Here is a 15,253-nt window from a genome sequence, read left to right on the forward strand (position 1 = left end):
AGCCCTCGGAGTTGAACCATGCTAGGGCTGATTCCTCCGAGGGCCAGACAGTTCGCCCCACAAAGGGTAAACAGCCTAGCTCTGCCTACGCTGACGAATCGTCTTCTTCTACTCATATTATACCACATGAGCAGAAAGAAGGCACCAAGAATCTTGATACAGGCAAGGTTCCTGCAATGGGCGAGCCTATCCACGGCATCAAGGGCACTGAGACGACGGTCGTCACGGATAGCGGCAAGGAAATCCGCGTGCGGTATCTCGTTGTCCCGGCATCGCGTGTCATCACGTCGCACAATGCGGAGACGATGACGCCGAACAAGGCATATCCGCAGGAATTACAGCCGCGTGATCGTCAGCGCGTATCCATGCAGGAGCAGGTCACGTCGATGGCAAACGAGCTTCGCCCTGCCGATCTCGGCGCAGGCCGCAACCTCAATCAGGGTGCACCTATCATCCGCAAGGATGGCGTCGTACTCAACGGAAATGGCCGTGCTATGGCTATCCAGAAGGCTACGGCGGCGGGCGGCGACAAGGCAACAGCCTACCGAAAATACATCTTCGAGCACTCGAAAGAGTTTGGCCTTTCAAGGGTGAACCTTGCTCAGGTGCGCAAGTATATGCTTGTCCGCGAGGTGGTAGACGATATCGACGCGGACACGATGCAGGATATCATCGGCAGTACAACTGGCGGTTCCCGCATGGGCGCGAGCGAGCAGGCAAAGGCGGACGCGAAGAAAATCAAGCCGCGTGATCTGGAACGCTATGTCGATAACGAGCAGGGAGACCTGACAACGGCGGCAAATCAGGATTTTGTGGCGGGTATCCTCTATCGCATCGTCAGCAAGAACGAGCGCAACGCATACACGGATGAGCACGGGAACGTCAATGCCGACGGTATCCAGCGCGTCAAGCGTGCGCTTTTCTCGCTGGCCTATGACGATGACGGCCTCATTGACAAGATGGCTGAGAGCACGGATGACAATATCCGCAACGTCTCGCGCGGCTTGATGAGTGCGGCCCCTGCTTTTGCTCGTGTCAATCTTGCCGTCAAGGATGGGCAGGCGTATGAGTACGACGCCGCAAAGACCATCTCGGACGCCGTCAAGCATCTCGACGCGCTACGCCGCGAGGGCAAACCGGTCAAGGATTATCTCAACGAGCAGAGCATGTTCAGCGAGTATCAGGACACGGACGAGGTGCGCGAGGTGCTGCGGTTCCTCGATGAGAACAAGCGCAGCGGAAAGAAAATCGGTATCTTCCTCAACGACATGGCCCGCTCTATCTTGGAGCAGGGGAGCCCGAACCAGGCCTCTCTCATGGACGGCGGCCGCGCAACGCTCGGCGAGATCATCAAGACTTCGGCGCGTGTAGCGAGCAATGGTACGTCAAGTGCTGACCTCTTTGCTGATGTGCAGGAAGCGCCTACAAAGGCAAAAGAAAACACCACTCAAGCAATAGATGATATCCGGTATTCTGCAAAGCAGAATGATGCTCAAGTGAAACGTTCTCTACAGGCTGTAGTGGACGAAGCGAAAAAGGCTTTCCCCAATGTGAAGAATATTCGACAGGACGGCGGACATATCTCTATGGATATGCCAAACGGTGCAGAAGTGCAGATAAACGTCGTGCCGTCTATCGAAGTCAACAATGAGGAAGCCGGCAGGGCACGCGCGGCGCATGGCCTCAAGGACGATGTTCGCATCAAAATCAATGGCGGAGAACGCACAGTCGGCAGGACTGCCCTCATCGAGCTCTCTCAGCTTGGCAGGAAGGGTACGGCTTATCACGAAGCGTTCCATGCCGTCTACGACATGTGCCTGACAAACGAAGAAAAAGCCGCGCTCCACAAGGCTTACGACAAAGAAGCGAAAGCCAAAGGGCGCGACGTCTATGAAGTCATGGCAGATAAGTACCGCGACTGGATGCTTGCCCAACAGAAAGGGCAGCATACGCTGTTTGGCAAGCTCTGGCAGAAGGTCAAGAGTGCCGTAATAAGATTGCTCCATCTCATCCGCAGTGCTGACAATGCACGCGACGTTTTCCGCAAAGTGGGAAGCGGCGAGGTATGGGAGCGCCAGCTCAACTCTAAGGACAGCGGCAACCGTTACCTTGTTACGAATGATCAGATACGTCCAGATACAGAAGTGCCTATCATTGATGTAACAGACGAGCCAAAGGTGAATGTCAATAATCATCATGCTGCGGCTGACATAGCGCGTAGCATGATCGGAAAAACATTCCGCATTATTGGCTCGGATGGGTATGGCAAGATTGCATCTGTAAGTGACGGGACGCATTTTGTACATTCATCTAATAATCCAGTGCGCTTCGATAAAACACGTAGAAAGGCACTTTCTGTTGCAGAAAAGATTCTTGGAAACTGTGTATATATCGAGAAGCACGGTGATCTTAAACACGGTACGAAGCAATCATACATTGAAATGTTCTCAGTTGTAAAAGATGGGAACAGGCTTGTACGATTCCGCATTGTGGCAAAGGAAGGGAATAAAGATAGCCATGCGTTTCGTATTGGCGAGGCAAAGTTTTATGACATAATAAAAGATGGAGCCCTTCAAGAGAGCGGCGTCCTGCGCCACTATAAACATGAAGGAGCTCCATCTACGCTCACTATAGCAGAACTTCTCAAAGGTGTCAAGGACAGAGAAGGTCATCTTTATGTGAATAAGGACGACTCGCTGAACTACGATACCCGTATCTTCCACAACGGTGAAGAGCAGGGAGGCAGCCCTAGCGATGTGAGAAACAGTGCAGACCTGTTTGCCATCCGTCCGGGCGAACCTATCCGGTATTCCCTTGACGCGAACGACAACAGCAAGCCGTCACTCTTCACGCGTGCGTACAACCATCTCACTGGCCGCAAGAATGCTGCGTCGCATGACAAGAACGTCAAGGCGATGCTCGAAGACATCACGAAGATGCGGATCCGCTTCGGCAAACTTGACCCGAAAACAGAGACCGTGTTCAAGAAGTTCGAGGGCGTCATCCGCGCTCGCAATGCGAACGAGTGGGAGAAGGTGCTGCCGGAGGCAGGGCGTGCCATTGCAGATAGGCTCAACCTGAAGCCTAGCGAGGACATGAACAACTACATCGCGAAGTGGCTTCTCGACGAGGCAACGAATGATACCAGTCAGGAAGCGAGCGACTTTGCGGCGGCACTCAAGAACGACCCGGTTCTCAGCGATCAGCTCGTTGACCTGAAAACTCTCTTCAATGAACGCAACAACCGTGAAGCGGATGAAGTCGTGCGCGATGCTATCCAGTACGAAAAGCCGAAAGAGCGCACAACACTCACGAAAGCATGGGAAACGTTCTACGACGAGATGATTGAAGAGCTCGGCCCTGTCAAGCGAATGGTGAAGCGTGTGCAGGAGAAGAGCGGGCAGGAACTCGCGGCGTCGGTCAACCCGTATATCGCACTCCGTCTCTTCCGTGGCAACGCTGGACGCGCTATGACGATGATTGAAGGGCAGAGCGAGGCTGCTGTCAAGGCGCTCCAGACGAATTACCCGGGCGTCAACTTCAACGGCTTCAAGACCTTGCATATGATTCTGGACGAGTGCGGCGCTCTCCATAACGAAAAGCGCATGAAGGATTTCCTCGCCTTTGCATTGGCTTGCCATGTAAAGGACATCCATACACTCAACAACCGTATCCGCAAGAGCCAGCAGCGTCTTCGCGACAAAATTGCTGACTTGAACGATAAAATCAATAATCTCCCTGAGTATCAGCAGCTTATTGAAAGCGATAAGAAGGTTGATGATAAGTATCAAGAGCAAAGAGAGGCCTATCAAAAAGAGATTGAAGGATACCAGGCGAAGATTGACAAAGCTGAGAAGACCATCATGGAGGTTCCTCGTACCGAAGACGGCCTTTCCCTTACGGAAGATCGGTGCAACAAGGTCATGATGAAGTACATGAAGGAATACGGCGAGGCACAGCAAGACCTTGTCCATTTCTCAAAGGTAACGACTTCTATCCTCTATGATGCAGGCGTCATCAGCAAGAAACGCTACAAGGAGCTGCAAGAGAGATGGCCAAACTACATCCCAATGTTCCGTGTATTCGAGGACAATGAAGAGGTGGATTTCGGCGACAGCCTCAAGCATATGCACGGCTCGACGCGCCGCATCATCAATCCTCTTGACTCCATCATCCGCAACACGTATGACTTCGTCAAGAAGGCTGAGAAGAACAAGGCTCGTCAGCTCCTGGCTAACCTCACGCGCATCTCTGATGTCGGCGAGTACATCGAAGAAGTCGATAACTCAAAGCCGAACGACAAGACGACAATCACTTTCTACGAGAACGGCGAACGCAAGTATTTGCAGACTGACCCGGATATCGTGAAAGCTGTTAACAACATGGGGCGCGAGGAGAGCAACTGGGTGCTTCGCCTGCTTCATGGTCCGTCAAAGATTGCCCGTGCTTGCTTCACGACGATCAACCCGTCGTTCGCGCTCCGCAACCTCATTCGCGATTCGACGGATGCTACTATCTATAGTAAGTACGGCTTCAAGCCTTGGGACTTTGTGCGAGGCTTCCTGCACGCTGTTCATCGCGACGAGCTGTTCTACGAATGGCTGTCTTCTGGAGCAGCGCAGGCCAGCGCTATCTCGCTTGACCGCGACTACACGCAGGCTACGCTGAACCAGATGTCGAAGACATGGAAAGAACGGCTGCTTTCAAAAAAGTTCCTGCCAGCCATCCTCGAAGGTATGCAGATGGTCGGTGAGTATTCTGAGTACGGCACACGCATCGCTGCCTATGAGCGAGTAAAGAAAACGCTGGCGGGCGAGAACGGCCCACACCCAGCAGCTTATGACCTCGTTTCGTCGGCGTTTGAGAGCCGCGATTTGATGGACTTCGCGCGCGGCGGGCGTGGCAGTCGCTACCTGAACAACGTTGTTGTCTTCGCCAATGCGTCCATTCAGGGCTTCGACAAATTCTTCCGCACGTTCGACTTCCGCAAGCCGTATCGCAAGGAATCCATGAAGGCGCTCGCACGTCTCTTCCTCTGCGGCATGCTGCCCGCTCTGCTGCTTGCTGGCATCCATTCCGGCGATGACTGGTGGGAAGAGCTGCCGGACTGGCAGAAAGAGACGAACTGGATTCTCGGCAAGGTCGGCAATACGATCATCCGCATCCCGAAAGGACAGGATATCGGTCTGCGCTTCTTCTCGAATCTCATTGAGAAAGCAATGGATAGGAGCAAGCATAAAGCTGGCGACTACTTCAGACCTGTTTGGGATTCACTGCCAGACATGATTCCAACGGCCCTCTTGCCTATCATTGAAGCAACGGCAAATCACAGCTATTTCACAGGTGCTCCGATCGTACCGAAGTATCAAGAGAAGCTGCCTGCTTATCTCCAGTTCGGCAACGAGACTTCCAGCTTTGCGAAGTTTGTTGGCAAGGTCATCGGCGTATCGCCGCGTAAGGTCGAGCACGTCCTGTTCGGCTACACTGGCAATATGGGCAAAGGATTGCTTGGCGTGTATGATACTATCGTCGGCAACCAGAGCCTTAACACGAATCTGAACGAAGCGCCTGTTATCAGCGGCTTCACGGCTATACCGTACAAGCAGAGCAAGACGGTCAACGACTTCTATGATAAGTTCGACGAACAGCAGCGCCTCAACGAGGAATTCAAGCTCACAAAGAAAAAGCCGGATGGCTATGACCCATCGCTCTACAAGCGCATGACAAAGGCACAGCAGGAGCTGTCCAAAATCAACAAGCAGGAACGCGCAGCTATTGATGACCCGAAGATGGATTCGGGCGTCCGTGAGCAGAAGCAGCTCGGCTATCAGCAGCGGCGGCTCTCTGTTGTCAGGAAAGTCATGGGCCAATAACACACTACATCAAGAGCAATTTGCAATTTTTGCACGTTGCTCTTTTTCTATAATGGAGGTAAGCATGAATAAAGACCCGCCAGGCATACCGGCCGCATATCTTATCTACTATACGAGGTATAAACATGACAGTGAATGATGCAGCTATGATTGTCTCGATCACGGCGACGTGCGGAGGCATCTTCTATAAAGCCTGCCTCTCTCCACTGGAGAGGAGCATTGATAAATTGTCACGGCTCATCGACGAGCAATCCGACATGATTTCTAATGACCGCGTGAAGATTGCGGAAGTCGAGTCATCTTGCAGCTCGGCACACCATCGCATCGACCGCCTTGACCGTATCGTTGACGAATGGAAGGGGGATAGGCGATGAAAGACAAGATCGTCAGGTTTTCAGCATGGGCGCAGAAGAATTGGCTCGCCCTCGTCATCTTCTTGTCCGTGCTCATGATGCTTTTTCTCTGCGCCGTGATGTTCTCGTGGCTCTACGGCTACTGGAGCAACGCACTCTCCGGCACGCGCTTCGAGCTGGCGTCTTGCTGGACTGGCATTACAGTTGTCGGAACGGGCATTGCCGGTGTTGTTGGCCTAGGAAAGGCAGCTTGGACAAAACTATCCATCGATAGTCAGTACAATAGTCCAGTTGGAGAACCGCCACCGTATTCTAAAATCATGCCAATGAAAGGAGTTGACGAGAAGCATCATGTATAAGATTTATCCATGGGGAGTGTCAACTGGCAATATGCGTAAGAAAGGATGACTCATATGGAGCAGGTGAAAACATGGGTGTACGCTCACCGCCGCATCGTAAGCGGCATTTTATTCGGAATCCTCGCTGTCATCGTCGCTGTGCTGCTTTTTCGTGGCTGTAAGACGGAGCCGCAGAAAGTAACCGTCGAGCCACAGACACAGGCGCAGAGTGAGGCAGGCGTCGAGAAAGCGGCTGACAATGCACAAGTACCAGTCAGCCGCCAGCAGGCGCAGGATGCAGCGCAGGAGATACACTATATATACGAGCATGACACGAAGCCGGAATACACCATCGTCACGACGGGGGGAGACGTAGAGAGGCAGGCACAGGCCGCGCAGGAGCGTGCTGGCGCTGACTTCTCGATCGTCGCGTCGGACGATGGCGAGAAGGCTGACGTCGCATCAATCAGCAAAGACAAGCCGGTCGAGCTGAACCAGTACAACGTGCAAGCATATAAGAAAGTGCTGCACACGGTCGAGGTGTCGCCGGACATCGACGGCGGGCGCGGTGTCGCAGAAGTCGGCTACAGCGTTTCGCACAAGGTATCCCGCGACGGCAAATATTTAGGTGTAGGAGCATCCTACAATTTCGATAGCAACAAAGCATATGTCAAGATGATATACACGTGGTAACAACATCTTGCAATCTGTCTGAGAGGGCTGTCCTGCGGGCGGCCCTCTTTTTGCGTGTAAGGCTTCTTAACGAGTTGCCGACGCTTGTCTACGATTTGCCTACATCTTCAACGTGGAACGTCATTTAATTTTATTTCTTCTCATTTCAATTCTTACCTGTATTACGCTAAAATCATCGTGCCGCGTGGAATCCTATTTCATGCTATTTACGCTAGTTGATATGGATGGTATAATGAATCTGTTTATAGGCTTTTGATTTGGAGTGGAATATATGAGAATCATAACGGGGTCGGCGCGGGGCTGTCGCCTCAAGACGCCGAAGGGCCAGGCGACACGGCCGACGTCGGACCGGATCAAGGAGTCCCTGTTCAACATCCTCGGCCCGAAGGTGTACGGGCGCAAGGTGCTCGACATCTTTGCGGGCACAGGGAATCTCGGGCTCGAGGCGCTGTCGCGCGGCGCAGCGTCGGCCTGCTTCGTCGACCAGGCGACGGCGGCGCTGATCCGCGAGAATGCGGTGCACACGCGCCTGCAGGACAAGGCTGCCGTGCACGGCTGCGATGTCTTCGCGCAGCTCTCGCGCTTTGCGCAGGGCGGGGAGTCCTTTGACCTGATCTTCTGCGATCCGCCCTACCACAAGGGCCTCGCCTGGCGGGCACTGACGTTTTTCGACGAGAGCACGGTGCTCGCTCACGCCGGCATCCTCGTCGTCGAGCACGGCGCGGATGAGAACGATATGCCGGAGCTCTCGGAGCTTCGCTGTGTGCTGAACCGCCGCTACGGCCGCACGACGCAGCTGAGCTTCTTCCAGCGCAAAGCGTACCTGAAAGAGATAGAGGAGGCGGAGCAATGAGGCGAGCCGTTTGTTCAGGCAGTTTCGACCCCGTGACGAATGGCCACATCGATATCTTCGAGCGCGCCAGCACGATGTTTGACGAGATCATTATCTGCGTGTTCCACAATGTGAACAAGCAGGCGTTCTTCCCGGTCGAGGAGCGCGTGCGCTTCCTGCGCGAGGCGACCGCGCACATCGAGAATGTCAGGGTCGACTCGTTCTCGGGGCTCATCACGGACTACATGAAGGCGCATGAGGCACATGTCATCGTGCGCGGCGTCCGCTCCATCAAGGACCTCGAGTACGAGCAGAACGAAGCCTATATGATCCGCCATCTGGAGCCCGATATCGACACGGTCTTCCTCTTGACGCGGCCGGAGTATTCATTCGTGAGTTCCTCGGGGATCCGGGAGCTCATCCGTTTCCACGGTGATGTGCACGGCCTGGTACCACCCTGCGTGGAGCAGGCAATCCAGATTCTAGGACAAGAAAGGGAGTAAGCGGAATATGGGAGTACGCGAGACTTTAAATAAGATCGAGAACATGGTGGCCACGGCCAAGACCTTCCCGTTCACGGGCCACATCCTCATCAACGATAACGACCTCGTCCACTACGTCGAGGAACTGCGCAATGACCTGCCGAAGGAACTCGATAAGGCAGAGGTCATCATGAAGGAGCGCGACCAGATCATCGAGGACGCGCGGCGCGAGGCGGAGCACATCCGCACGGAGGCGGAGCGCCAGGCTGCAGCGATGGTGGAGAACAGCGAGATCGTCTTGAAGTCGAAGCAGCGCGGCAAGGAGATCCTGCAGGAGACACAGCAGAAGGAGACGGCGATGGTCCAGGCCGCAGAAGCGCAGGCGCGGGAGCTCCAGAACAATGTGGACGCCTACGCAAACCAGGTCTTCGAGCAGCTGATCGCGCATGTCTCGCGGACGTTTGACGGCGTCCAACAGGCGCAGAACGGCGTGCAGCAGGCCGCCGCAGGTGTCCAGCAGGTCACGCAGGGACTCCAGCAGGCATTGCAGGTCCTGCAGACGGCCAAGGCGGGGCTCAATCAGCCACAGCCGCCCCTTCCTGCACAGTCGGCACCGGCGCAGGCCCAGACCGCGGCAGAGGAGAAGCCGGCAGAAGAATGAGTGCGTGAGAATGCATGCAAATGATGGCCTATGATGAAGATCATGGGCCTTTTTGATTCTTGACAGGAGGATGAGGAGCGCATGACGGATGCGGAGATCGTGGCGATGCTTCGCCGCTATAAAGACGGGCGTCTCTCGGAGCGGGAGGCCGTGGCATACTTGGAGAAGTCTTCGGTCGAGGAACTCGGTTTTGCGGAGGTCGACCATGCGCGCGAAAGGCGCCAGGGCTTCCCGGAGGTCATCTACGGCGAGGGCAAGACGGGGGAGCAGGTGCTCGCCATCATGGAATCGCTCGCGAAGAGCAGTGCAGGCAGCGTCATGGCGACGCGCATGAGCGCGGAGAAGGCCGCCTTTGTGCAGGAAAGACTGCCGGAGGCTGAGTATGATGCGGTTTCACGTATCCTCTACATCGAGCGGCCTGCCAGACGCGACGCAGCGCACATGGTCCTCATCCTGTCGGCCGGCACGAGCGACATCCCCGTGGCGGAGGAAGCGCGCCTCACAGCGCACCTCTATGGCAACGTGGTCAAGGTGCACTACGACTGCGGCGTAGCGGGCATCCACCGGCTCTTCGCCCACAGGGCGGACATCGAGGCGGCCAACGTCATCATCGTTGTCGCCGGCATGGAAGGCGCGCTCACGAGCGTCGTCGGCGGACTGACGGACAAGCCGGTCATCGCCGTGCCGACGAGTGTCGGCTACGGCGCGGCCTTCCACGGCGTCACAGCACTCCTAGCAATGCTCAGCAGTTGTGCCGCGGGTGTCAGCGTCGTCAACATCGACAACGGCTTTGGCGCGGGCGTGCTCGCGAGCAGGATCAACCATCTGCGCTGAAAAGGCGGAGAAGATAGAGGAGATGCATTTATGAAAGCGATTTATCTCGACTGTTTTTCGGGCATCAGCGGCAACATGCTGCTCGGGGCCTTCCTGCAGGCAGGCGTGCCGGAGGCGTATCTTCGCGCAGAGCTCGCGAAACTGCCACTTGAGGGCAGCTATGTGATGAAGGTGGAGCCCGTCATGAAGAATGGCATCGCCGCCTGCTATGTCGATGTCAGGCTTCCCCATCATGATGACCATCATGATGGGGAACATGGGCACGAGCATCGCACGATGGCGGATATCCGCGCGCTGATTGAAGCATCCGCGCTGTCGGAGGCGGTCAAGGCGCGCAGCCTGGCCATCTTCCAGACGCTTGCGGAGGCGGAGGGCAAGGTGCACGCGCGCCCCGCCGACACGGTGGCGTTCCACGAGGTCGGTGCGGTCGACTCCATCCTCGACATCGTCGGCGCGGCCATCTGCCTCGACTACCTGGGCATCGAGCGTGTCTTCGCCTCAAAGGTCAACACGGGCTCGGGCTTCGTGCACTGCGCGCACGGCCTTATGCCAGTGCCCGCGCCAGCGGTGGCCGAGCTCCTGCTCGACTGGCCGAGCTATCATGCCGGCGCCGAGAAGGAGCTCACGACGCCGACGGGCGCGGCCTTCCTGCGCAGCCAGGCTGCCTTCTCGGAGAGCCTGCCGGAGGGGTTCCGCGCAGCTGGCGCCGCCTATGGTGCCGGTACCTGGGATCTTGCCATCCCCAATGTGCTGCGCCTCTATATCGGCCAGCTTGATGAGGCAGCGGAGAACGGGCAGGGGACGGATTTCCTGGTGCTCGAGACGAATATCGACGACATGAGCCCACAGGTCTACGGCTATCTCTACGAGCGCCTTTTCTCGGTCGGTGCTCTCGACGTCTGGACGACGCCCATCGTCATGAAGAAGACGCGGCCGGCCGCGATGCTCTCCGTGCTCTGCCGCACGGGCTCGAAGGATGCGTGCGCCTCCGTCATCTTGCGCGAGACGACGAGCATCGGCCTGCGCGTCCGCAAGGTGGCGCAGCGCATCGAGGCGGAGCGCGAGACGGTGCACGTCGCGACGCCGTACGGCGAGGTCGCCTGCAAGCGAGCCTTCTGGCACGGGGCGCTCGTCAACAGCAAGCCGGAGTACGAGGACTGCTGCTTATTGGCGCGCCGCGCAGGTGTGCCGCTGAAGCAGGTGGAAGAGGCCGCGCGACTGGCCCTCGCCGCGCTTGCCTGCGATGGACTGCGAGAGAGTAAGAGCTGAAATGCGAAAAGAGTCCTTTACAACACGATGAAGATGTCGTATAATGAGTCCTGTTGAAATCAAGATATGTTGTAACAAGGTTCGCGTGTTACTGGTCATGCAGGCATCAGCGAAGAGCAGCAGATCCCGTTTTAGAGGAAGGGGATCTTTGTAGTTGCTTTTTGCTGATGCCTTTTTTGTCCCTGCACGCGGCGGGAAAGGACGGTCTCATGAAAGACGAAATCTTCAGCGTACTGCAGCGCGTCGGCCGCAGCTTCATGCTGCCGGTCGCTGTGCTGCCGATTGCCGGTATCCTGCTCGGTATCGGCGCGTCGTTCACCAACCCGACGACGATCAAGACGTATGGTCTCGAAGCCATCTTTGGCGATGGCACGCTTCTCGGCGGTCTTCTGACCATCATGGCCAGCGCGGGCAGCACGATCTTCGGCAACCTGCCGATCATCTTCGCCGTCGGCGTCGCCATCGGCATGGCCAAGGCGGAGCGCGAGGTCGCGGCTCTCGCGGCCATGATCTCCTTCTTTGTCATGCACAGCGCCTGCAATGCCATGCTCAAGCTCAACGGCCAGATCCTGCCGGACGGCACCATTGCGCCGGGCGTGCTCGAGGGCACGATCGCGAGCTCCTGCGGCATCATGTCGTACCAGATGGGCGTCTTCGGCGGCATCATCGTCGGTATCGGCGTCGCGTACCTCCACAATAAGTTCCACAAGATCATCTTGCCGAACGCGCTGTCGTTCTTCGGCGGCTCGCGCTTCGTGCCGATTATCTCGACAGTCGTCTACCTCTTCGTCGGCATCGGCCTCTACTTCGTCTGGCCGCTGGCACAGCAGGGCATCTTCGCGCTCGGCAGCCTCGTCACGGGCACGGGCTATGTCGGCACGCTGATCTTCGGCATCATCAAGCGCGCCCTGATCCCGTTCGGCCTGCACCACGTCTTCTACCTGCCGTTCTGGCAGACGGGCGTCGGTGGTTCGATGATGATTGACGGCCAGCTCGTCCAGGGCGGCCAGAACATCTTCTTCGCGCAGCTCGCCTCGCCGGATGTCGCGCACTTCAGCGCTGACGCGACGCGCTACTTCTCCGGTGAGTTCATCTTCATGATCTTCGGCCTGCCGGGTGCAGCGCTCGCCATGTACCGCTGTGCGAAGCCGTCGAAGAAGACGGCGGCCAAGGGCCTGCTGCTCTCCGCAGCCCTTACTTCGATGCTCACGGGTATCACGGAGCCGATTGAGTTCTCCTTCCTCTTCGTCGCACCGGCACTCTTCGGCGTTCAGGTTGTCCTCGCCGGCGCAGCTTACATGATCGCGCACATGCTCAACATCGCTGTCGGCCTGACGTTCTCGGGCGGCCTGCTCGACCTCTTCATCTTCGGCATCCTGCAGGGCGAGGCGAAGACGAGCTGGATGTACATCATCCCGGTCGGCATCATCTACTTCTTCCTCTACTACTTCATCTTCACGTGGATGATCAAGAAATTCGACTTCAAGACGCCGGGCCGCGAGGACGACGACGAGGAGACGAAGCTCTACACGAAAGCAGACTACCAGGCCAAGAAGGGCGCCGGCGCAAGCGGCGGCTCGCAGCAGAGCGTCGAGGATGCCAAGAGCTCGATGATCGCGCGCGGCCTTGGCAGCAAGAGGAACATCACGTCGGTCGACTGCTGCGCGACGCGCCTGCGCTGCTCGGTAGCGGATTCCTCGCTCGTCAACGAGAAGATCCTCAAAGCGACGGGCGCTGTCGGCGTCATCAAAAAGGGAACGGGCGTCCAGGTCATCTACGGACCGCAGGTCGCCGTCATCAAGGCCAACCTCGAGACGTACCTCGAGACGGCTCCCGATGTCGAGCCGGAACTCGATGCCCCGGCAGAGGAGCCTCAGGCAGAAGAGGCACCAAAGGCTGAAGAGAAAAAGGCTGCTGCACCGCAGGCTGCTGCGCATTCGCTCTGCACGCCTGTCGCCGGCGACGTCCACCCCATCGCTGAGGCGCCGGATGAGGCGTTCGCGAGCAAGATGATGGGCGACGGCTACTTCGTCTACCCAACGGAAGAGACGGTCTACGCGCCGTCCGACGGCGAAGTTGTCTTCGTCTTCGACACGAAGCACGCCATCGGCATGAAGGCCGCTGACGGCACGGAGTACCTGCTGCACATCGGCGTCGACACCGTCAATCTCGGCGGCAAGGGCTTCGAGGTCTTCGTCGAGAATGGCCAGAAGGTCAAGAAGGGCGACAAGCTCATGCACTTCGACGATGCGTTCATCAAGGCGAATGCCAAGTCGGATGCCTGCCTCGTCATCTTCACGGGCCTGCAGGAAGGCCAGTCCATCGAGATGGAGAAGACGGGCGCAGTCAAGGCACTTGACGAAGTCGCGAAGTTCTGAGCAGATTCTATCATTATAACCGTATAATCACCGTAAAAAATCTCCTTGTATGGCTATAGCATATGACCTCGGAAATGGGTTATAATGATAGCATCATATAAGGGGGTTTTTTATGTTTCGTGTCATAAAGCCTTTGAACAACAACGGGCTCTTGGCGCTGACGGAGGAAGGAAAGGAAGTTATCCTGCTCGGCAAGGGCATCGGCTTCGGGAAGAAGAGCGGCGAGCGGCTCGGGCTCCTGCCGCAGGCCAAGGTCTACCACCTCATCACCGATGGGGAAAGCAGCGCCTTGCAGCGCATCAACGGCATCGATGCGCATGCGGTCGAGTTCGCGGCGCGCGTGCTCGACGAGGCGCGCAAGTCATTCCCTGACATGGCCGATGATATCCTGCTGCCGATGGCGGACCACATCGCGATGGCGCTCGAGCGCTGCCGGCGCGGCATTCGCCTGCCCAATCCTCTGCAGCACGACATCATGGCGATGTTTCCCGACGAGTACCGCATCGCTGAGCAGGGTATCCGCGCGATCGAGCGGGAAGATGGCGTAGAGCTGCCGCCTGAGGAGGCGGGCTACCTCTCCCTGCACATCCATGCGGGCATCAGCGAGCAGAATGCGGGCGACAGCCTGACGAACATCAGGCTGGCCGCCGAGTGCATCGCGGAACTTGAAGCAGAGCTCGGGCTGACGCTGCGGCGCACAGAGCTCAAGTACACGCGCCTCGTCAGCCACATCTGCTACATGATCCTGCGCATCCGCGCGCAGGAGGTGGTGCCCATCCAGATGGACGATTACGTGCTCAAGATGTACCCTAAGGCCTATGCGCTCGCAGAAAAGCTTTCAGTGTCGCTTTCCAGGAAGCTGCGCCTGCCCGTCGCGGCAGCGGAGACGACGCTGCTCGCCATCCACATCCAGCGCGTGCTCTGACCGTCCTCATGGCTCAGGCGCTGCGCGCAGGGATGCCCGAGGACAGTTGATACTTGACAAAGGAATGGGCACATCGCTATAATGTATGGAGGTTGATGCTGATATGAAAATAAACATTGCTGAATCGAATGCGGACTTCATGCAGGAGATTCCGTTTGCGTTCACGACGACGGCCGAAGCCATCGGCGCCGTTGCGGACGATTATGCCTTTGTGGGACCTCTGACGGTCGAGGGGCATATCGTCCACACGGGAAGCTGCTGGCGTGCGGAAGGCGTCATTCGCTGTACGAAATCCTTTGTGTGTGACCGCTGCCTGGCACCGTGCCAAGAGGAGCAGGAACATCCCTTCTCGGAAGAATTCCGCCGCACGGGTGAGATGGCTGAGGATGAAGAGGTCAATCGCTTCGACGGCGACCTCATCGATATCACGGAGCTTGTCCGCGATACCGTCCTGGCGGCTCAGCCGCTCAGCAAGCTCTGCAAGCCCGATTGCAAGGGCCTCTGCCCCGTCTGTGGAGCAGACCTCAATCAGGGAGACTGTGGCTGCGATCGGTTTGTACCGGACCCGCGCATGGCCGCCTTGCAGGAATTATTGGCGAAAAATAAGAAATGAAC

12 protein-coding genes are annotated in these 15,253 nt (G+C 57.1%); all 12 read left to right on the top strand.

Annotation, left to right across the window (positions count from 1 at the left end; all coding sequences use genetic code 11):
• The first annotated feature begins 176 nt into the window (after nucleotides 1–176).
• The 12 genes from QDI87_RS10020 (at nucleotide 177) to QDI87_RS10075 (ending at nucleotide 15,251) form a co-directional block, all read left to right on the top strand.
• Nucleotides 177–5,873, top strand: coding sequence for an LPD38 domain-containing protein (locus QDI87_RS10020; protein WP_278743191.1), 5,697 nt, complete (start codon nucleotides 177–179; stop codon nucleotides 5,871–5,873).
• A gap of 125 nt (nucleotides 5,874–5,998) precedes the next feature.
• On the top strand, nucleotides 5,999–6,247 hold the full coding sequence (locus tag QDI87_RS10025; protein ID WP_278743193.1) for a hypothetical protein: 249 nt from the start codon (nucleotides 5,999–6,001) through the stop codon (nucleotides 6,245–6,247).
• Complete coding sequence (locus tag QDI87_RS10030) at nucleotides 6,244–6,585, top strand: hypothetical protein (protein WP_278743194.1); 342 nt, start codon at nucleotides 6,244–6,246, stop codon at nucleotides 6,583–6,585. Before QDI87_RS10025 ends, QDI87_RS10030 begins: the two co-directional genes overlap by 4 nt.
• A gap of 54 nt (nucleotides 6,586–6,639) precedes the next feature.
• The gene (locus QDI87_RS10035; protein WP_278743195.1) at nucleotides 6,640–7,257 is read left to right on the top strand and encodes a hypothetical protein; all 618 of its coding nucleotides are present in this window, start codon (nucleotides 6,640–6,642) and stop codon (nucleotides 7,255–7,257) included.
• A 271-nt stretch (nucleotides 7,258–7,528) separates the two neighbouring features.
• Complete coding sequence (gene rsmD, locus QDI87_RS10040; protein ID WP_036375968.1) at nucleotides 7,529–8,110, top strand: 16S rRNA (guanine(966)-N(2))-methyltransferase RsmD; 582 nt, start codon at nucleotides 7,529–7,531, stop codon at nucleotides 8,108–8,110.
• Nucleotides 8,107–8,592 (top strand): pantetheine-phosphate adenylyltransferase, encoded by a 486-nt coding sequence (gene coaD, locus QDI87_RS10045; RefSeq protein ID WP_036375971.1) that lies wholly within the window; start codon nucleotides 8,107–8,109, stop codon nucleotides 8,590–8,592. Before rsmD ends, coaD begins: the two co-directional genes overlap by 4 nt.
• A gap of 7 nt (nucleotides 8,593–8,599) precedes the next feature.
• Nucleotides 8,600–9,232, top strand: coding sequence for an ATPase (locus QDI87_RS10050; protein WP_036375973.1), 633 nt, complete (start codon nucleotides 8,600–8,602; stop codon nucleotides 9,230–9,232).
• 81 nt (nucleotides 9,233–9,313) lie between these two features.
• Nucleotides 9,314–10,066: a nickel pincer cofactor biosynthesis protein LarB gene (gene larB, locus QDI87_RS10055; protein ID WP_036375976.1), complete on the top strand. Its 753-nt coding sequence runs from the start codon at nucleotides 9,314–9,316 to the stop codon at nucleotides 10,064–10,066.
• 30 nt (nucleotides 10,067–10,096) lie between these two features.
• Nucleotides 10,097–11,335 (top strand): nickel pincer cofactor biosynthesis protein LarC, encoded by a 1,239-nt coding sequence (larC, locus tag QDI87_RS10060; protein WP_036375979.1) that lies wholly within the window; start codon nucleotides 10,097–10,099, stop codon nucleotides 11,333–11,335.
• A gap of 209 nt (nucleotides 11,336–11,544) precedes the next feature.
• Complete coding sequence (locus QDI87_RS10065) at nucleotides 11,545–13,713, top strand: PTS transporter subunit IIABC (RefSeq protein WP_255241015.1); 2,169 nt, start codon at nucleotides 11,545–11,547, stop codon at nucleotides 13,711–13,713.
• A gap of 112 nt (nucleotides 13,714–13,825) precedes the next feature.
• The gene (locus tag QDI87_RS10070; protein ID WP_278743197.1) at nucleotides 13,826–14,638 is read left to right on the top strand and encodes a PRD domain-containing protein; all 813 of its coding nucleotides are present in this window, start codon (nucleotides 13,826–13,828) and stop codon (nucleotides 14,636–14,638) included.
• A gap of 103 nt (nucleotides 14,639–14,741) precedes the next feature.
• The gene (locus QDI87_RS10075; protein WP_036375985.1) at nucleotides 14,742–15,251 is read left to right on the top strand and encodes a YceD family protein; all 510 of its coding nucleotides are present in this window, start codon (nucleotides 14,742–14,744) and stop codon (nucleotides 15,249–15,251) included.
• The last annotated feature ends 2 nt before the right edge of the window (nucleotides 15,252–15,253 follow it).

Source organism: Mitsuokella jalaludinii, from assembly GCF_928722185.1.
GTDB classification, from domain to species: Bacteria; Bacillota; Negativicutes; order Selenomonadales; family Selenomonadaceae; genus Mitsuokella; species Mitsuokella jalaludinii.